Here is a 19,476-nt window from a genome sequence, read left to right on the forward strand (position 1 = left end):
GCCTGAACCAGGCCATAACAGTTCGGCAGCTTCGCACACCGTCCGCACACCTCAGGGCGGAAACAGTGCGACCGGCATCCGCATGGACGGCGAAGGTAAGTAACCTTGCATGCGGCTGTCCAGCCGCGCCGGTCCCGTCCGGCCTGGGCGGTGGCACGAGCACGAGCGGGCAGGCATCGGAGGGGCGCCGCACCATGACCACCGGACTGCATCCTGGGGGACCGCCCCAGGATCCCCGACCGACGGGGAACCACGTTCTGCCCCGGCAGGAGCGGGTCGGCCACGGAGCCTCGCATGCCGAAAACCGGACAAGGAGTTCTGTGATCACCGCGCGCGCGGCCGCCAGTTTCGATCCCGTGGGGCGATCGGTCGCGACCGCCCGCTCCTTCGTACGTGACACCCTCCAGGGCTGGGGCTTCGCCGACATCGTCGACGACGCCGTGGTCCTCACGAGCGAGCTGGTCACCAATGCCGTAGTACATGCGGGCACCTCCGCTGACGTCTTGTGTCTGCGCAGCGACGACGGCGTGCGCATCGAGGTGGCGGACCGCTACCCGGAACGTGAAATTCCACTCCAGGGAACGGCTGTCAACATGGGCAGCCCGGACAACGAGGGCGGCCGCGGCCTCCAGCTCTGCGCGGCCCTGGCAGGCCGCTGGGGCGTCGAGTACACACCCACGCAGAAGCAGGTCTGGTTCCAGCTCGAACTCCCCGAGCGCGCGGTGGGCACACGCACCGCGGGCCCGGCCCTGCCGGCCGACCTCCTCCCGCTCGCCGACGGCCGGGTACGCGTCGCGGTCGTCCAGATCGACCGGACCGGCGCGATCAACGCGTGGAACGAGGACGCGGAGGATCTCTTCGGCTACACGGCCGAGTTGGTCATCGGCAAGCCGCTCACCGACCTCGCCGCCTGGCCGCACACCCCGGGCACCAGCACCGGCATCGTCGAGGCCCTCCAACTCTCGCGCTGGGAAGGCACGTACGGCGTCCGCGGCGCCAACGGCCGGGTAACTCCCGTCTACGCTTCACACCTTCGGGTACGAGACACGGGTGGCGAGCCCTCCACGGTCTGCCTTCTGGTAAGGGACCACGAACGCGCCGTCCTCCAGACCCCGTTGCGCGTCTCGGCGACCGACACCACCACCAGCTCCGAGGGCCAGGCCTCCGATCCCTTCGAGGTCTTCATCGGCTCCCCGGCCCCCGACGACCTGGACGGCCTCCTCCAGCGCACCGTGGAGCGCGCCCGCGACATGCTCGACGGCGACTCCGCCTTCCTGCTCCTGGCGACCGACGACGAAACGGAGTTGGAGGTACGAGCGTCCACCGGCCTCCCCTCCGCCCGCCAGCGCTTCGCCCGCGTCCCCGTCGAAGCGGGCCCCGGACGGTACGGCTCGGCCCGTATGCCCGCCGTACACGAGGACTTGACGGTCGTCCCCGGCGCCGTGCCCCTCCTGAGCGGCACCGGCATGCGCTCGGTCGTCACGGTCCCGCTGAAGGTCGAGGGCCGCCTCACCGGCTCACTCGGCGTCGCCGCCGAGGGACAGGGCAGATACTCCAACGAGGAGGCCCTGCGCCTCCAGTTCGCCGCCGACCGCATCGCGCTCGCGGTGGAATCCGCCCGCCTGGGCGAGCTGGAACGCCTGCGACGCGGCTCACTCTCCTTCCTCGTAGAGGCCTCCGACCTGCTCGCCGGCACCCTGGACCGCGACCAGACACTGGCCCTGATGGCCCAGATGACGGTCCCGACCCTGGCCACCTGGTGCGCCGTCTACACGATCGCCGACCAGGCCTCCGAGCCGTATCTCTCGTACGTCCTGCACGAGGACGAGGAACGCATCGACGGTCTCAAGGCGTTGCTGTCGAAGATCGCCCCGCCGGACCCGGTCCCCACCCCGGGCGCCCGAGTCTGGTCGGCACCCGGCGAGGCGGCCCACGAGGCAGCGCTGCGCACCTCCATGCGCAGCCTCGGCGAACGCGCGTCGCTCAGCTCGGGCATCGGCACAACTCTCGCCACAGCCGCGGCAGTCGGCGGCGAAACGGTCGTACTCCCCCTGGTGGCCCGCAACCGCGTCATCGGCATGCTGACCCTCGGCAAGCCCTCCGACGAGCACTTCCGCCAGGAAATCCTGGAACTCGCCGAGGACTTGAGCCGCAGGGCCGCCCTGGCCCTCGACAACGCCCGCCTGTACTCGGAGCGCACGGCCATCAGCCAGTCCCTCCAGCGCAGCCTCCTGCCCCCGGAACTCCCCCACATCGAGGGCGTCGAGGTCGAGGTCATCTACCGAGCGGCCGGCGAGGGCAATGAGGTCGGCGGCGACTTCTACGACCTCTTCCCGATCCGCGACGGCGCGTACGGCTTCGCCATCGGCGACGTCTGCGGTACGGGCCCGGAGGCAGCGGCGGTCACCGGCCTGGCCCGGCACGCTCTCAGGCTGCTCGCCCGCGAGGGCTTCACCGGCCCGGCCGTCCTGGAGCGCCTGAACTCCGCGATCCTCGACGAGGGAGCCCGCAGCCGCTTCCTCACGCTCCTGTACGGCGAGTTGTGGCCCCAGGAGGACGGCTCGGCGCTCCTGAAGGTGGTCTGCGCCGGCCACCCGCTCCCGCTCCGCCTGCGCCAGGACGGCACAGTCGAACCGGCTGCCGAACCGCAGCCGCTGCTGGGCGTCATGGACGACCTGGAGCTCTACGAGCAGACCATCACGCTCGACCCCGGCGACGTGCTCCTCTGCGTCACGGACGGCGTCACGGAACGCCGCGAGGGCACCCGCATGCTCGGCGACGACGGCCTCATCGACGTCCTCACCACCTGCACAGGCCTCACAGCGGGCGCGGTGGCCGCCCGCATCATGCGCGCGGTCGAACGCTTCGCCTCCGACGCCCCGTCCGACGACATGGCGATTCTGGCGATGCGCGTTCCGGGCCTCCAGAAGGACTGAGAAACGCTTCGGGATACGACAAAGGCCCCCGCCCGTAAGGGCGGAGGCCCTTTATCTCTCGAGCCCCCCAACGGAATCGAACCGTTGACCTTCTCCTTACCATGGAGACGCTCTACCGACTGAGCTAGGGGGGCCAGTCGCCTTTTCGAGGTTTCCCTCGCGGCAACGAGATAGATCATACCCCGAACGGAAGCGTGTTCCCAACCCGTCCCGTACGCCCGTCCCGTTGGGTCAGAGCGCGGGCTGCACCAGTCCGCCGAGCGCATTGCACGCGGAGACGATCCGCTGCATCTCCCGCTTGGTCAACGCCGCGTCCACGGGCAGCACGAGTGTCTCGTCCGCGGCCCGCTCGGTCTCCGGAAGGTACACGTCCCGACGGAACCCGGCCATACGGTGCACAGGCGTCTTCACCGGCACCCGGCACTCAACTCCCCTGGCGCGCACGGCCCGTGCGAAGGCGTCGCGGTCCGGCCGCCCATTGCCCGGCACCCGCACGACGTACTGCTGGTACGTGTGCCCGTCGCCCCCGTCCGGCGTCCTCACCCCGCGCAGTCGCGCATCGAGATACGCGGCCCGCGCCCTACGCTGCGCGATCTCGTCGTACGGCGCCTCGGACTCGCCCTGCTCCAGCACCAGAAGCCCGTGCCGCTGTCCGATCTCCCGCAGCCGCATCATGTCCGCAGACCGCCCGAAGCGGTGTACGACGACGATGGCCGCCGTCCGCGGAGTCACGACGGCTTCGACCGCGTCGGCGTCCAGGCAGTACGTCATCGGGTCGATGTCGGCGAACGCGACGGCTGCACCGGCCTCGGCGGCGGCCTCGGCGACCTCGACGTTCCCGAAGGCCGGCACGATGACCTCGTCACCGGCTCCTACGCCCGCGGCCCTGAGCATTGCGGCAGTACCCATGTAGTGGATGTTGGTCGCGCAACGTGAATTTCAAGTAACGCAAAACAAAAAAGAGCTGGTCCCTGAACCGAAGTTCAGGGACCAGCTCTCTAAAGATAGTTCGGCGGCGTCCTACTCTCCCACAGGGTCCCCCCTGCAGTACCATCGGCGCTGTGAGGCTTAGCTTCCGGGTTCGGAATGTAACCGGGCGTTTCCCTCACGCTATGACCACCGAAACACGGTGAAACTTGTCAACCGGAGCCGTGGCATGGCTACGACGGTTGTTCGTGGTTTCAGAACCAACACAGTGGACGCGAGCAACTGAGGACAAGCCCTCGGCCTATTAGTACCAGTCAGCTTCGCCCATTACTGGGCTTCCACATCTGGCCTATCAACCCAGTCGTCTACTGGGAGCCTTAACCCCTCAAGGGGTGGGAATACTCATCTCGAAGCAGGCTTCCCGCTTAGATGCTTTCAGCGGTTATCCCTCCCGAACGTAGCCAACCAGCCATGCCCTTGGCAGGACAACTGGCACACCAGAGGTTCGTCCGTCCCGGTCCTCTCGTACTAGGGACAGCCCTTCTCAATATTCCTGCGCGCGCAGCGGATAGGGACCGAACTGTCTCACGACGTTCTAAACCCAGCTCGCGTACCGCTTTAATGGGCGAACAGCCCAACCCTTGGGACCGACTCCAGCCCCAGGATGCGACGAGCCGACATCGAGGTGCCAAACCATCCCGTCGATATGGACTCTTGGGGAAGATCAGCCTGTTATCCCCGGGGTACCTTTTATCCGTTGAGCGACGGCGCTTCCACAAGCCACCGCCGGATCACTAGTCCCGACTTTCGTCCCTGCTCGACCCGTCGGTCTCACAGTCAAGCTCCCTTGTGCACTTACACTCAACACCTGATTACCAACCAGGCTGAGGGAACCTTTGGGCGCCTCCGTTACTCTTTAGGAGGCAACCGCCCCAGTTAAACTACCCATCAGACACTGTCCCTGATCCGGATCACGGACCCAGGTTAGACATCCAGCACGACCAGACTGGTATTTCAACGACGACTCCACCTGAGCTGGCGCTCAAGCTTCACAGTCTCCCAGCTATCCTACACAAGCCGAACCGAACACCAATATCAAACTATAGTAAAGGTCCCGGGGTCTTTCCGTCCTGCTGCGCGAAACGAGCATCTTTACTCGTAGTGCAATTTCACCGGGCCTATGGTTGAGACAGTCGAGAAGTCGTTACGCCATTCGTGCAGGTCGGAACTTACCCGACAAGGAATTTCGCTACCTTAGGATGGTTATAGTTACCACCGCCGTTTACTGGCGCTTAAGTTCTCAGCTTCTGCACACCCGAAAGTGCACTAACCGGTCCCCTTAACGTTCCAGCACCGGGCAGGCGTCAGTCCGTATACATCGCCTTACGGCTTCGCACGGACCTGTGTTTTTAGTAAACAGTCGCTTCTCGCTGGTCTCTGCGGCCACCCCCAGCTCAAGCAGCAAGTGCTATCACCGGTGATGGCCCCCCTTCTCCCGAAGTTACGGGGGCATTTTGCCGAGTTCCTTAACCATAGTTCACCCGAACGCCTCGGTATTCTCTACCTGACCACCTGAGTCGGTTTAGGGTACGGGCCGCCATGAAACTCGCTAGAGGCTTTTCTCGACAGCATAGGATCATCCACTTCACCACAATCGGCTCGGCATCAGGTCTCAGCCTTAATGTGCGACGGATTTACCTATCACACGGCCTACACCCTTACCCCGGGACAACCACCGCCCGGGATGGACTACCTTCCTGCGTCACCCCATCACTCACCTACTACCAGCTCGGGTCACCGGCTCCACCACTTCCCTCAACTCCGAAGAGATCAGGACGGCTTCACGGGCTTAGCATTACTGGATTCAATGTTTGACGCTTCACAGCGGGTACCGGAATATCAACCGGTTATCCATCGACTACGCCTGTCGGCCTCGCCTTAGGTCCCGACTTACCCTGGGCAGATCAGCTTGACCCAGGAACCCTTAGTCAATCGGCGCACACGTTTCTCACGTGTGTATCGCTACTCATGCCTGCATTCTCACTCGTGAACCGTCCACCACTAGCTTCCGCTGCGGCTTCACCCGGCACACGACGCTCCCCTACCCATCCCAGCCCCCGTTGGGGGTATGTGCTGGAATGACACGACTTCGGCGGTACGCTTGAGCCCCGCTACATTGTCGGCGCGGAATCACTAGACCAGTGAGCTATTACGCACTCTTTCAAGGGTGGCTGCTTCTAAGCCAACCTCCTGGTTGTCTGTGCGACTCCACATCCTTTCCCACTTAGCGTACGCTTAGGGGCCTTAGTCGATGCTCTGGGCTGTTTCCCTCTCGACCATGGAGCTTATCCCCCACAGTCTCACTGCCGTGCTCTCACTTACCGGCATTCGGAGTTTGGCTAAGGTCAGTAACCCGGTAGGGCCCATCGCCTATCCAGTGCTCTACCTCCGGCAAGAAACACACGACGCTGCACCTAAATGCATTTCGGGGAGAACCAGCTATCACGGAGTTTGATTGGCCTTTCACCCCTAACCACAGGTCATCCCCCAGGTTTTCAACCCTGGTGGGTTCGGTCCTCCACGACCTCTTACAGCCGCTTCAACCTGCCCATGGCTAGATCACTCCGCTTCGGGTCTTGAGCGCGCTACTAAATCGCCCTATTCGGACTCGCTTTCGCTACGGCTTCCCCACACGGGTTAACCTCGCAACACACCGCAAACTCGCAGGCTCATTCTTCAAAAGGCACGCAGTCACGACGCACCAAGTAAACTTGATGCGCGACGCTCCCACGGCTTGTAGGCACACGGTTTCAGGTACTATTTCACTCCGCTCCCGCGGTACTTTTCACCATTCCCTCACGGTACTATCCGCTATCGGTCACCAGGGAATATTTAGGCTTAGCGGGTGGTCCCGCCAGATTCACACGGGATTTCTCGGGCCCCGTGCTACTTGGGTGTTTCTCAAACGAGCCGTTGACGTTTCGACTACGGGGGTCTTACCCTCTACGCCGGACCTTTCGCATGTCCTTCGCCTACATCAACGGTTTCTGACTCGTCTCACGATCGGCAGACCGTGAAAGAGAAATCCCACAACCCCATATACGCAACCCCTGCCGGGTCTCACACGCATATGGTTTAGCCTCATCCAGTTTCGCTCGCCACTACTCCCGGAATCACGGTTGTTTTCTCTTCCTGCGGGTACTGAGATGTTTCACTTCCCCGCGTTCCCTCCACATACCCTATGTGTTCAGGTATGGGTGACAGCCCATGACGACTGCCGGGTTTCCCCATTCGGAAACCCCCGGATCAAAGCCTGGTTGACGGCTCCCCGGGGACTATCGTGGCCTCCCACGTCCTTCATCGGTTCCTGGTGCCAAGGCATCCACCGTGCGCCCTTAAAAACTTGGCCACAGATGCTCGCGTCCACTGTGCAGTTCTCAAACAACGACCAACCACCCACCACCCCACCCTCACGGGCGAGTTCACTGGGGCCGGCACTGAAGAACGACCTCACGGCCGTGCCTTCAGACACCCAACAGCGTGCCCGGCACCCTCGCCACTCATGATCAGCTTTCCACGCCCCGAAGGACAGTACTTGCAGCCCGAGATGACTGAGAGGGCCGAATAATCAACGTTCCACCCATGAGCAACCAGCACCGGACGTACGCCGATGTACTGGCCTCTGACCTCACCCCGGAGGGATCGGTAAGAAGTGCTCCTTAGAAAGGAGGTGATCCAGCCGCACCTTCCGGTACGGCTACCTTGTTACGACTTCGTCCCAATCGCCAGTCCCACCTTCGACAGCTCCCTCCCCACAAGGGGGTTGGGCCACCGGCTTCGGGTGTTACCGACTTTCGTGACGTGACGGGCGGTGTGTACAAGGCCCGGGAACGTATTCACCGCAGCAATGCTGATCTGCGATTACTAGCAACTCCGACTTCATGGGGTCGAGTTGCAGACCCCAATCCGAACTGAGACAGGCTTTTTGAGATTCGCTCCGCCTCGCGGCATCGCAGCTCATTGTACCTGCCATTGTAGCACGTGTGCAGCCCAAGACATAAGGGGCATGATGACTTGACGTCGTCCCCACCTTCCTCCGAGTTGACCCCGGCAGTCTCCTGTGAGTCCCCATCACCCCGAAGGGCATGCTGGCAACACAGAACAAGGGTTGCGCTCGTTGCGGGACTTAACCCAACATCTCACGACACGAGCTGACGACAGCCATGCACCACCTGTACACCGACCACAAGGGGGGCACCATCTCTGATGCTTTCCGGCGTATGTCAAGCCTTGGTAAGGTTCTTCGCGTTGCGTCGAATTAAGCCACATGCTCCGCTGCTTGTGCGGGCCCCCGTCAATTCCTTTGAGTTTTAGCCTTGCGGCCGTACTCCCCAGGCGGGGAACTTAATGCGTTAGCTGCGGCACCGACGACGTGGAATGTCGCCAACACCTAGTTCCCACCGTTTACGGCGTGGACTACCAGGGTATCTAATCCTGTTCGCTCCCCACGCTTTCGCTCCTCAGCGTCAGTAATGGCCCAGAGATCCGCCTTCGCCACCGGTGTTCCTCCTGATATCTGCGCATTTCACCGCTACACCAGGAATTCCGATCTCCCCTACCACACTCTAGCCTGCCCGTATCGACTGCAGACCCGGGGTTAAGCCCCGGGCTTTCACAACCGACGCGACAAGCCGCCTACGAGCTCTTTACGCCCAATAATTCCGGACAACGCTTGCGCCCTACGTATTACCGCGGCTGCTGGCACGTAGTTAGCCGGCGCTTCTTCTGCAGGTACCGTCACTTTCGCTTCTTCCCTGCTGAAAGAGGTTTACAACCCGAAGGCCGTCATCCCTCACGCGGCGTCGCTGCATCAGGCTTTCGCCCATTGTGCAATATTCCCCACTGCTGCCTCCCGTAGGAGTCTGGGCCGTGTCTCAGTCCCAGTGTGGCCGGTCGCCCTCTCAGGCCGGCTACCCGTCGTCGCCTTGGTGAGCCACTACCTCACCAACAAGCTGATAGGCCGCGGGCTCATCCTTCACCGCCGGAGCTTTTAACCCCCACCCATGCGGGCAGGAGTGTTATCCGGTATTAGACCCCGTTTCCAGGGCTTGTCCCAGAGTGAAGGGCAGATTGCCCACGTGTTACTCACCCGTTCGCCACTAATCCACCCCGAAAGGCTTCATCGTTCGACTTGCATGTGTTAAGCACGCCGCCAGCGTTCGTCCTGAGCCAGGATCAAACTCTCCGTGAATGTTTTCCCGTAATCGGGACGACACCACGAGAGCGGAACCGAAGGGAGGAATAATCCCCACGGTCCACAGCGTCCTCGCTGATGTTTTACTTCAAAGGAACCTCGTCCCAGCCATGATGACCGGAGACGGGGTATCAACAAACTTGGCGTTGATTTTTGGCACGCTGTTGAGTTCTCAAGGAACGGACGCTTCCTTTGTACTCACCCGAGAGACTCTCAGGCTTTCCTCCGGGCAGTTTCCCTTCGGTCTTGCGTTTCCGACTCTATCAGACCGTTTCCCGATCCGATTTCCTCGGTGCTTTCCAGGTTTCCGCTTTCGCGTTTCCCTTTCCAGCGGCTCCGACTTTATCAGAAGTTCTGAGTCGGAATTCCCGCCCCGTTCGGGGACTGGTTCCGGCGCACGAGGCGATCCGGGTTCCCGTTCAGGCGGAGCCGTAAACGTACTGGAGCGGGGCGCCTCGATGCAAATCGAGGCGCCCCGCTCCGGGTTGGCGCGTGCGAGGGTCAGACCTCGACGACGACCGGGAGGATCATCGGGCGCCGGCGGTAGTTGTCCGAGACCCACTTGCCCAGCGTGCGGCGGATGAGCTGCTGCATCTGATGGGGCTCGACGACGCCGTCCTGGGCCGACTTCTCCAGGACCTCCCTGACCTTCGGGATGACGTCGGTGAAGGCCGAGTCGTCGATGCCTGAGCCGCGGGCCTGGATGTGCGGGCCGCCGGTGATCTTGCCGGTGCTGGCATCCATCACCACGAAGACCGAGATGATGCCCTCGTCGCCGAGGATGCGCCGGTCCTTGAGCGCGGGCTCGCCCACATCGCCGACCGAGAGGCCGTCGACGTACACGTATCCCGCCTGGACCTTGCCGGAGATCTTGGCCTTGCCGCCGATGAGGTCGACGACGACGCCGTCCTCGGCGATCACGATGCGGTCGTGCGGGACACCGGTGAGGGCGCCCAGCTCGGCGTTGGCCCGAAGGTGGCGCCATTCGCCGTGAACCGGCATCAGGTTCTTCGGCTTGCAGATGTTGTAGAAGTACAGGAGCTCGCCCGCGGACGCGTGGCCCGAGACGTGCACCTTGGCGTTGCCCTTGTGGACGACGTGGGCGCCCCAGCGGGTCAGGCCGTTGATGACGCGGTAGACCGCGTTCTCGTTGCCCGGGATGAGCGACGACGCGAGGATCACCGTGTCGCCCTGGACGATGCGGATCTGGTGATCGCGGTTGGCCATACGGGACAGTGCGGCCATCGGCTCGCCCTGGGACCCCGTACAGACCAGAACGATCTGGCTGTCCGGCAGGTCGTCGAGCGTCTTGACGTCGACGACGAGGCCCGGCGGGACCTTCAGGTAGCCCAGGTCCCTCGCGATGCCCATGTTGCGGACCATCGAGCGACCGACGAAGGCGACCCTGCGGCCGTATTCGTGGGCCGCGTCCAGGATCTGCTGGATGCGGTGCACGTGGCTGGCGAAGCTCGCCACGATGATGCGCTTGCTGGCGCCGGCGAACACCTGGCGCAGCACGTTCGAGATGTCGCGCTCGGGCGGGACGAAGCCCGGGACCTCGGCGTTCGTCGAGTCCGAGAGGAGAAGGTCGATGCCTTCCTCGCTCAGACGCGCGAAAGCGTGCAGGTCCGTGAGGCGGCCGTCCAGCGGGAGCTGGTCCATCTTGAAGTCGCCGGTGTGGACCACCATGCCCGCAGGGGTGCGGATGGCGACCGCGAGGGCGTCCGGGATGGAGTGGTTGACCGCGACGAACTCGCAGTCGAAGGGGCCGATGCGCTCTCGGTGGCCCTCCGCGACTTCGAGCGTGTAGGGGCGGATGCGGTGCTCCTGGAGCTTCGCCTCGATGAGAGCGAGGGTCAGCTTGGAGCCGATGAGCGGGATGTCCGGCTTCTCGCGAAGGAGGAACGGGACGCCGCCGATGTGGTCCTCGTGACCATGCGTGAGGACGATGCCCTCGATGTCGTCGAGGCGGTCCCTGATGGACGTGAAGTCCGGCAGGATCAGGTCGATTCCGGGCTGCTCCTCCTCGGGGAAGAGCACTCCGCAGTCGACGATCAGTAGGCGGCCGTCGTACTCGAAGACCGTCATGTTCCGGCCGATTTCACCGAGACCGCCGAGCGGGGTGACACGGAGGCCGCCCTTCGGGAGCTTCGGCGGGGCGCCGAGTTCAGGATGCGGATGACTCAAAAGACTCTCCTCACCACGCGCGCCACGTACCTGGCAAGGCACGTGGCGCGCGTGACGTTCGTGCAGTAGCAGTTGTCATGTGGGTTGCAGGCCCTGTGGCCTGCGTGGTCGTACATATTCAGTTGTGAAGTCTGTATTTAGAGCTGTACCCCGCCGGCGGCAAGATCGATCTTGAGCTGGGCCGTCTCCTCGGGCGACAGCTCGACCATCGGGGCGCGCAGCGGTCCGGCGGGCAGGCCCTGCAGGGTGAGCGCCGCCTTGGTCGTCATGACGCCCTGGGTGCGGAACATGCCGGTGAAGACGGGGAGCAGCTTCTGGTGGATCTCGGTGGCCTTCTGGACGTCGCCGCTCACGAAGGCGTCCACCAGGGCGCGCAGCTCCGGGGTGACGACGTGGCCGACGACGGACACGAAGCCGACCCCGCCCACGGAGAGCAGCGGCAGGTTCAGCATGTCGTCGCCTGAGTACCAGGCGAGGCCGGAGCGGGCGATGGCCCAGCTGGCCCGGCCGAGGTCACCCTTGGCGTCCTTGTTGGCGACGATACGCGGGTGCTCGGCGAGGCGCACGATGGTTTCGGTGCTGATCGGTACGCCGCTGCGGCCGGGGATGTCGTAAAGCATCACCGGCAGCTCGGTGGCGTCGGCGATGGCCGTGAAGTGCCGGTACAGGCCCTCCTGCGGGGGCTTGTTGTAGTACGGCGTCACGGTCAGCAGGGCGTGCGCGCCGGTCTTCTCGGCGGCTCGGGCGAGCTCGATGCTGTGGTGGGTGTCGTTCGTGCCGACGCCGGCGACGATGTGGGCGCGGGCGCCGACCGCCTCCAGTACGGCTCGCAGAAGATCCGCTTTCTCCGCGTCGCTGGTGGTCGGGGACTCACCGGTGGTGCCGTTGATGACCAGGCCGTCGTTGCCTGCGTCCACCAGGTGGGTTGCGAGCCGCTGCGCGCCGTCGAGGTCGAGCGCGCCGTCCGCCGTGAAGGGCGTGACCATGGCGGTGAGGACCCTCCCGAAGGGGGTCTGCGGAGTGGAGGTCGGAGCCATGGGTAATACGCTACTCGCTGCTCAACGCGGGGTCTGCCCTCGGGGCAGGCGACAAGTCGTGACAAAGGTGGAGCCCGGCACTGCCTGCTCGGGGGTTCAAGCAGTGCCGGGTCCGTTTGATCAGGCTAGATGAACTTCTCGAAATGCCGCAATACGGACACTTCACTCGGTCTACCCGTACATCTGTGCCGGAAGGCGTGCGGAAGCGCGCTACGGCGCCACGCGCCCGTTGGCGTTGAAGGCCGCGTACGTGAGCGGCATCAGCTTCGCCCACTCCGCTTCCATCTTCTCCCCGACCATCTCGATCTCGCGCTGCGGGAAGGACGGGACCTTGGCCAGCTCGTGCTGGGTGCGCAGGCCGAGGAAGTGCATCAGCGAACGGGCGTTGCAGGTGGCGTACATCGAGGAGAAAAGGCCTACCGGGAGGACCGCACGGGCGACCTCGCGGGCTACACCGGCGGCGAGCATTTCCTGGTACGCCTCGTACGCCTGACGGTATGAGTCCTCCATGACGCGGCCCGTCAGCTCCTGCTGCGCGGGGGTGCCCTCGACGAAGACGTACTTGCCGGGGCGGCCCTCCTGGATCAGCTTGCGGGACTCACCCGGGACGTAGAAGACCGGCTGGAGCTCCCTGTACCGGCCCGACTCCTCGTTGTACGACCAGCCGACGCGGTGCCGCATGAACTCCCGGAACACGAAGATCGGGGCGCTGATGAGAAACGTCATCGAGTTGTGCTCGAAGGGGCTGCCGTGCCGGTCCCGCATCAAGTAGTTGAGCAGGCCCTTTGAGCGCTCCGGGTCCTTTTTCAGCTCGTCCAGCGACTGCTCACCGAGGGTCGAGACGCGGGCGGCGAACAGCACGTCCGAGTCGGACGCGGTGTGCTTGACCAGTTCGACGGTGACATCGGTGCGGAAGCTGGGCTTGAGGTCGTCGGCGGGGGTGTCGGTCACGGTGGAGAGGGTCCTTCCCATCACTGGCTCGGGCGGCGACCACTCTACGGCCCGGCACCGACAACGGGGCGTTCGGTGCCGTGCCGCGACATTAGACGGCGAACTTCTGCGAATTCGGTGAAACTGGGCACCTCTTGGGGCTTTCGCTCGTCTGTATTGGTGACAACGATTCGTTCGAGTCCCCAGAGGAGAAGCAGTCCCCATGCTCCGTCGGCGCGAGCCCGTACCCTTCGCCTTCATCGCCGAAGCAGACCAGTTCCGCAGCAATGTCACTCCCCCGCCCCGTGAGCGTTCTTCCGCCAGTCAGCTGGTCGGCGGATGGCTGATAGGACTCACCGTGGTCGCGGGGCTCGTGGGCGCCCTGATCATAGGAATGCCCGCATTGTCACTGGACAAGTCGTCCGCAGACCAGACATCCGCGACGACGCACCAGTCCGAAGCGTCCAACGGCCACTGACTCATCCGGACCCCCAAGGGTGGTGAGCAGGCACCCGGCTCGATAACCTCACCGGGCACAGCCCAAGTGTGGATTGAGTGAGGATCAATCGTGCCCCTGCCCTTCCTGACGGCGGACCACGCTTTTGACGAGGTGGCGGACGACCTCGCGCTGCCCTTCGACGACCGCGACCAATGGCGGCGTCCCTACCGGCCCGGACCGTGGCGGGTGGGCGCGGCCGCGCTCGTCCTGCTGCTGGCCTCGTACGTGCTGTTCGCCGCGGTGATCATCGCGGTCACCGGAACTCCGGCCTCTGCCGCGACCTTCCTCGGCGGGGCCGCGCTCGCCATACTCTGCGCGCTGCGACTGCTGCGGGTGGGCGTCTGGGTGAGCTCGCAGGGGCTGCGCCGGGTGGGTTTCTTCCGTACGACTACGACGCCCTGGGAGCAGGTCGTCGCGGCACGGACGGTGCAGCAGCCGGTGCGCTGGCTCGGGCTGCCGCGCACCGTGCAGGGGCAGGCGCTGGTCCTCGTACGCAGGGATCGTGCGCCCGAGGACCTGCCGCTGCTGCTGACCTCGCACAACGCCGACTTCCTGGCGCGTATGGAGGCCTTCGACCGGGCGGCGGACGCCATCGAGGTGTGGGCGGACGAGTACCGGCGGGCCTGAGGGCTCAGCACCGACGGGAATTGCGAAGGGGCCGGTCCGCACATCGCGGGCCGGCCCCTTCGTCGTACCTCTCAGGCTTCCACCGGAGGCGTCGTACCTCTCAAGCCTCCACCGGAGGCCTGCCCTCGTGCAGTGCGATTGCTCGCTGCATCGCCTTGCGGGCGCGCGGGGTGTCGCGGGCGTCGTGGTAGGCGACCGCGAGGCGGAACCAGCTGCGCCAGTCGTCCGGGGCGTCCTCGGTCTCGGCCTTGCGTTTGGCGAAGACCTCGTCGGCCGAGTCGCGGTCGATGCGGCCGCCCGCCGTGCGCTTCAACTCGTCGACGGGCAGGCCGCCTTCGGCGTCGAGTTCGGCGGCGAGGCGGTTGGCCTTGCGGACGAACTCGGTGTTCTTCCAGAGGAACCAGACGCCGATGACCGGCAGGATCAGCACCGCGACACCGAAGGTGACGGTGAGGAGCGTGCCGGCCTGGATGAGCAGGACGCCACGCCAGCCGACCAGCACGAAGTAGGCGACCAGGACGGCCGCCGTGATGGCGTATGTGATCTTCGCGCGCATGGCTTCTAGTTCAGGTCCAGGAAGTGTTCCAGGCCGAAGGTGAGGCCCGGAGTCGTGACCACGCGGCGGGCGCCGAGCAGGATGCCCGGCATGAAGCTGCTGTGGTGGAGGGAGTCGTGGCGGATGGTGAGGGTCTCGCCCTCGCCGCCGAGCAGGACCTCCTGGTGGGCGAGGAGGCCCCGGAGGCGTACGGCGTGCACGGGGACCCCGTCGACGTTCGCGCCGCGGGCGCCGTCCAGAGCCGTGACCGTGGCGTCGGGCTGCGGAGCGCTGCCCGCGCGCTCCCGGGCCGCGGCGATGAGCTGGGCGGTGCGCGTGGCGGTGCCGCTGGGGGCGTCGACCTTGTTCGGGTGATGCAGTTCGACGACCTCGACGGACTCGAAGTACGGTGCGGCCACCTCGGCGAACTTCATGGTCAGTACGGCGCCGATGGAGAAGTTGGGCGCGATGAGCACGCCCGTCTCCGGGGAGCCGGACAGCCAGGTCCTCAGCTGCGCGAGGCGCTCGTCGGTCCAGCCCGTGGTGCCGACCACGGCGTGGATGCCGTGCCGTACGCAGAAGTCGAGGTTGTCCATCACCGAGGCCGGCGTGGTCAGTTCGACGGCGACCTGGGCGCCGGTCTCGGTCAGCGTCTCCAGCTTGTCGCCCCGGCCGAGCGCGGCCACCAGCTCCATGTCCTCGGCGGCCTCGACGGCTCGTACCGCCTCGGCTCCGATACGGCCCTTCGCACCGAGGACCGCCACGCGCAGCTTGCTCATCTTCTTGCTTCCTTAGTCGAGGACGGTCGAGGGCTCAGGCGACCGCGTCGTGCAGACGGGACGCCTGCTTGTCCTTGAGCGGTCCGATGACCGACAGCGAGGGCCGCTGTCCCAGGATGTCGTGGGCGACCGAGCGGACCTCGTCCGGGGTGACCGAAGCGATCCGGACCAGCATGTCGTCGACGGACATCTGCTCGCCCCAGCACAGTTCGCTCTTGCCGATACGGTTCATCAGCGCGCCGGTGTCCTCGAGGCCGAGGACGGTGGAGCCCTGGAGCTGGCCGATCGCGCGGCCGATCTCGTCGTCCGAGAGGCCGTGCTCGGCGACGTGGTCGAGCTCGTCGCGGCAGATCTTGAGCACGTCGTGGACCTGGCTCGGGCGGCAGCCCGCGTACACGCCGAAGAGGCCGCAGTCGGCGAAGCCCGAGGTGTACGAGTACACGCTGTAGGCCAGGCCGCGCTTCTCGCGGACCTCCTGGAAGAGGCGGGAGGACATGCCGCCGCCGAGGGCGGTGTTCAGGACGCCCAGTGCCCAGCGGCGCTCGTCGGTGCGGGCCAGGCCCGGCATGCCGAGGACGACATGGGCCTGCTCGGTCTTGCGGCCGAGCAGTTCGACGCGGCCCGCGGTGCGGATGGCGCGGCGGCCGTCGCGCGGGGCGAACGGGATGGCGTCGGGACCCTTGAGGGCACCGGCCTTCTCGAAGGCGGCGCGGACCTGGCGTACGACCTTGTTGTGGTCGACGTTGCCCGCGCAGGCCACGACCAGGTGCGTCGGGTCGTAGTGCTTCTTGTAGAAGCGGCGGATGCGGTCGGCGGTGAGGGCGTTGACCGTGTCGACCGTGCCGAGGACCGGGCGGCCGAGGGGGGTGTCGCCGAGCATGGTGTGCGCGAACAGGTCGTGCACGCAGTCGCCCGGGTCGTCCTCGGTCATCGCGATCTCTTCGAGGATCACTCCGCGCTCGGCGTCCACGTCCGCCTGCTCGATCAGCGAGCCGGTGAGCATGTCGCACACGACGTCGATGGCGAGCGGGAGGTCGGTGTCGAGCACGCGTGCGTAGTAGCACGTGTACTCCTTCGCCGTGAACGCGTTCATCTCGCCGCCGACCGCGTCGATGGCGGAGGAGATGTCCAGCGCGGACCGGCGCTGGGTGCCCTTGAAGAGCAGGTGCTCCAGGTAGTGCGTCGCGCCGTTCAGCGTCGGCGTCTCGTCACGGGAGCCGACGTGCGCCCAGATGCCGAAGGTCGCGGAGCGGACGGAGGGAAGGGTCTCGGTGACGATGCGCAGGCCGCCGGGGAGGGTGGTCTTGCGGACCGTACCGATGCCGTTCTCGCCCTTGATGAGGGTTTGGGTACGGGCGACGGCCCGCGCCTCGGAAGAGGTGCGGGCCGTCGCCGTGGAGCTGCTTGACGTCACTTGTCGGTGTCGTCCTTCTTGTCGTCGCCCTCTTCGCCCTCGACCACGGGGATCAGGGAGAGCTTGCCGCGGGAGTCGATCTCGGCGATCTCGACCTGGACCTTGGAGCCCACGGCGAGTACGTCCTCGACGTTCTCCACGCGCTTGCCGCCGGCGAGCTTGCGGATCTGCGAGATGTGCAGCAGTCCGTCCTTGCCCGGGAGCAGCGACACGAACGCACCGAAGGTGGTGGTCTTGACGACCGTACCCAGGTAGCGCTCGCCGACCTCCGGCATGGTCGGGTTGGCGATCGAGTTGATCGTGGCGCGCGCGGCCTCGGCCTGCGAGCCCTGCTGGGCACCGATGTAGATCGTGCCGTCATCCTCGATCGTGATGTCGGCGCCGGTGTCCTCCTGGATCTGGTTGATCATCTTGCCCTTCGGGCCGATGACCTCACCGATCTTGTCCACGGGGATCTTGACCGTGATGATCCGCGGGGCGTTCGGGGACATCTCGTCCGGCGTGTCGATCGCTTCCATCATCACGTCGAGGATGTGGAGGCGGGCGTCGCGGGCCTGCTTGAGGGCCGCGGCCAGGACGGAGGCCGGGATGCCGTCCAGCTTGGTGTCGAGCTGGAGGGCGGTGACGAACTCCTTGGTGCCGGCGACCTTGAAGTCCATGTCACCGAAGGCGTCCTCCGCACCGAGGATGTCGGTGAGGGCGACGTAGTGCGTCTGGCCGTCGATCTCCTGGGAGATCAGACCCATGGCGATACCGGCGACGGCGGCCTTGAGGGGCACGCCGGCGTTGAGCAGCGACATGGTGGAGGCGCAGACCGAGCCCATGGACGTCGAGCCGTTGGAGCCGAGGGCCTCGGACACCTGACGGATCGCGTAGGGGAACTCCTCGCGCGTCGGCAGGACCGGCACGATCGCGCGCTCGGCGAGCGCGCCGTGGCCGATCTCGCGGCGCTTCGGGGAGCCGACGCGGCCGGTCTCACCGACGGAGTACGGCGGGAAGTTGTAGTTGTGCATGTAGCGCTTGCGGGTCACCGGGGAGAGGGTGTCCAGCTGCTGCTCCATGCGGAGCATGTTCAGGGTGGTGACGCCCAGGATCTGGGTCTCGCCACGCTCGAACAGCGCCGAGCCGTGCACGCGCGGGATGGCCTCGACCTCGGCGGCGAGCGTACGGATGTCCGTGACGCCTCGGCCGTCGATGCGGACCTTGTCCTTGATGACGCGCTCGCGCACCAGGGACTTGGTCAGCGAGCGGTACGCGGCGGAGATCTCCTTCTCGCGACCCTCGAACTGCGGGAGCAGCTTCTCGGCGGCGATCTCCTTGACGCGGTCCAGCTCGGCCTCGCGGTCCTGCTTGCCGGCGATGGTGAGCGCCTGGGAGAGCTCGCTCTTGACCGCGGCGGTGAGGGCCTCCAGGACGTCGTCCTGGTAGTCGAGGAAGACCGGGAACTCGCCGGTCGGCTTCGCGGCCTTCGCGGCGAGGTCGGCCTGAGCCCTGCAGAGCACCTTGATGAAGGGCTTCGCGGCGTCCAGACCAGCGGCTACGACCTCTTCGGTCGGCGCCTCGGCGCCGCCCGCGACCAGCTGGATGGTCTTCTCGGTGGCCTCGGCCTCGACCATCATGATCGCGACGTCGCCGTCCTCCAGGGCGCGGCCCGCGACGACCATGTCGAAGACGGCGTCCTCGAGCTCGGTGTGCGTCGGGAACGCGACCCACTGGCCGTTGATCAGCGCGACGCGGACGCCGCCGATCGGGCCGGAGAAGGGCAGACCGGCCAGCTGGGTGGACGCGGAGGCGGCGTTGATCGCCACGACGTCGTACAGGTGGTCGGGGTTGAGCGCCATGATCGTCGCGACGACCTGGATCTCGTTGCGCAGGCCCTTCTTGAAGGACGGGCGCAGCGGGCGGTCGATCAGGCGACAGGTGAGGATGGCGTCCTCGGAGGGACGGCCCTCGCGGCGGAAGAAGCTGCCGGGGATCTTGCCGGCGGCGTACATCCGCTCCTCGACGTCCACCGTGAGGGGGAAGAAGTCGAGATTTTCCTTGGGCTTCTTGGAAGCGGTGGTGGCCGACAGCACCATGGTGTCGTCGTCCAGGTACGCGACGGCGGAGCCGGCGGCCTGCCTGGCCAGCCTGCCCGTCTCGAAGCGGATGGTGCGGGTGCCGAAGGAACCGTTGTCGATAACGGCCTCGGCGTAGTGGGTCTCGTTCTCCACTAGCGTTTTCTCCTCGTCTTCGTCCCGTCCTGCCCGTGTGGCAGGGGGACGGTGGCGGAGAAGCGCTCCTTCTGGTGCTGGCCGGTCTTCGATCGAAGCACCCGGGTTCGCATTTTCCCGGGGGCCACTACCGAGGAC

At 65.5% G+C, this 19,476-nt stretch carries 11 protein-coding genes, 1 tRNA gene and 3 rRNA genes; 3 read left to right on the forward strand and 12 right to left on the reverse strand.

Going from position 1 to position 19,476, the window contains the following annotated elements:
* Positions 1-194 precede the first annotated feature (194 nt).
* Positions 195-2,936: a SpoIIE family protein phosphatase gene (locus OG266_RS11520; protein WP_266474418.1), complete on the forward strand. Its 2,742-nt coding sequence runs from the start codon at positions 195-197 to the stop codon at positions 2,934-2,936.
* Between the two features lie 61 nt (positions 2,937-2,997).
* Here OG266_RS11520 and OG266_RS11525 read toward each other — a convergent pair.
* From OG266_RS11525 to thyX, 8 genes are all read right to left on the reverse strand, one after another.
* Positions 2,998-3,070: transfer RNA gene (locus tag OG266_RS11525), tRNA-Thr, on the reverse strand.
* 97 nt (positions 3,071-3,167) lie between these two features.
* Positions 3,168-3,830 (reverse strand): DegT/DnrJ/EryC1/StrS family aminotransferase, encoded by a 663-nt coding sequence (locus tag OG266_RS11530; protein WP_266475058.1) that lies wholly within the window; start codon positions 3,828-3,830, stop codon positions 3,168-3,170.
* A 113-nt stretch (positions 3,831-3,943) separates the two neighbouring features.
* Positions 3,944-4,060, reverse strand: a 5S ribosomal RNA gene (gene rrf, locus OG266_RS11535).
* A gap of 87 nt (positions 4,061-4,147) precedes the next feature.
* A 23S ribosomal RNA gene (locus tag OG266_RS11540) occupies positions 4,148-7,272 on the reverse strand.
* Positions 7,273-7,586: 314 nt separating this feature from the next.
* A 16S ribosomal RNA gene (locus OG266_RS11545) occupies positions 7,587-9,114 on the reverse strand.
* The 16S, 23S and 5S rRNA genes sit together here, the layout of an rRNA operon.
* Before the next feature lie 504 nt (positions 9,115-9,618).
* Positions 9,619-11,304, reverse strand: a complete 1,686-nt coding sequence (locus OG266_RS11550) for a ribonuclease J (protein ID WP_266474420.1) — start codon at positions 11,302-11,304, stop codon at positions 9,619-9,621.
* A gap of 137 nt (positions 11,305-11,441) precedes the next feature.
* Positions 11,442-12,341, reverse strand: coding sequence for a 4-hydroxy-tetrahydrodipicolinate synthase (gene dapA, locus OG266_RS11555; RefSeq protein ID WP_371545242.1), 900 nt, complete (start codon positions 12,339-12,341; stop codon positions 11,442-11,444).
* Between the two features lie 210 nt (positions 12,342-12,551).
* Positions 12,552-13,292, reverse strand: coding sequence for an FAD-dependent thymidylate synthase (gene thyX / locus OG266_RS11560; RefSeq protein ID WP_326720319.1), 741 nt, complete (start codon positions 13,290-13,292; stop codon positions 12,552-12,554).
* 202 nt (positions 13,293-13,494) lie between these two features.
* Here thyX and OG266_RS11565 point away from each other — a divergent pair, with 202 nt between their 5' ends.
* Complete coding sequence (locus OG266_RS11565) at positions 13,495-13,749, forward strand: hypothetical protein (RefSeq protein ID WP_371545245.1); 255 nt, start codon at positions 13,495-13,497, stop codon at positions 13,747-13,749.
* A 90-nt stretch (positions 13,750-13,839) separates the two neighbouring features.
* Positions 13,840-14,397 carry a PH domain-containing protein gene (locus tag OG266_RS11570; protein ID WP_371545246.1) on the forward strand — a complete coding sequence of 186 codons (558 nt, stop codon included), beginning with the start codon at positions 13,840-13,842 and terminating at the stop codon, positions 14,395-14,397.
* A 100-nt stretch (positions 14,398-14,497) separates the two neighbouring features.
* On the opposite strand, the gene OG266_RS11575 is transcribed toward OG266_RS11570, so the two are convergent.
* From OG266_RS11575 to OG266_RS11590, 4 genes are read right to left on the reverse strand one after another with little or no spacing between them, the layout of a single operon-like run.
* Positions 14,498-14,953 carry a hypothetical protein gene (locus OG266_RS11575; protein WP_266474430.1) on the reverse strand — a complete coding sequence of 152 codons (456 nt, stop codon included), beginning with the start codon at positions 14,951-14,953 and terminating at the stop codon, positions 14,498-14,500.
* A 5-nt stretch (positions 14,954-14,958) separates the two neighbouring features.
* The gene (gene dapB, locus OG266_RS11580) at positions 14,959-15,711 is read right to left on the reverse strand and encodes a 4-hydroxy-tetrahydrodipicolinate reductase (RefSeq protein ID WP_266474432.1); all 753 of its coding nucleotides are present in this window, start codon (positions 15,709-15,711) and stop codon (positions 14,959-14,961) included.
* 34 nt (positions 15,712-15,745) lie between these two features.
* Positions 15,746-17,125, reverse strand: coding sequence for a pitrilysin family protein (locus OG266_RS11585; protein WP_329545188.1), 1,380 nt, complete (start codon positions 17,123-17,125; stop codon positions 15,746-15,748).
* Positions 17,122-19,338: a polyribonucleotide nucleotidyltransferase gene (locus OG266_RS11590; protein ID WP_266474436.1), complete on the reverse strand. Its 2,217-nt coding sequence runs from the start codon at positions 19,336-19,338 to the stop codon at positions 17,122-17,124. Before OG266_RS11590 ends, OG266_RS11585 begins: the two co-directional genes overlap by 4 nt.
* Between the last annotated feature and the right edge of the window lie 138 nt (positions 19,339-19,476).

Source organism: Streptomyces sp. NBC_00554, from assembly GCF_041431135.1.
GTDB lineage: Bacteria > Actinomycetota > Actinomycetes > Streptomycetales > Streptomycetaceae > Streptomyces.

Coding starts and splice junctions, on each gene's coding strand:
- OG266_RS11520 (WP_266474418.1), top strand. CDS start 195: ATGACCACCGGACTGCATCCTGGGGGACCGCCCCAGGATCCCCGACCG.
- OG266_RS11530 (WP_266475058.1), bottom strand. CDS start 3,830: ATGCTCAGGGCCGCGGGCGTAGGAGCCGGTGACGAGGTCATCGTGCCG.
- dapA (WP_371545242.1), bottom strand. CDS start 12,341: ATGGCTCCGACCTCCACTCCGCAGACCCCCTTCGGGAGGGTCCTCACC.
- OG266_RS11565 (WP_371545245.1), top strand. CDS start 13,495: ATGCTCCGTCGGCGCGAGCCCGTACCCTTCGCCTTCATCGCCGAAGCA.
- OG266_RS11575 (WP_266474430.1), bottom strand. CDS start 14,953: ATGCGCGCGAAGATCACATACGCCATCACGGCGGCCGTCCTGGTCGCC.
- dapB (WP_266474432.1), bottom strand. CDS start 15,711: ATGAGCAAGCTGCGCGTGGCGGTCCTCGGTGCGAAGGGCCGTATCGGA.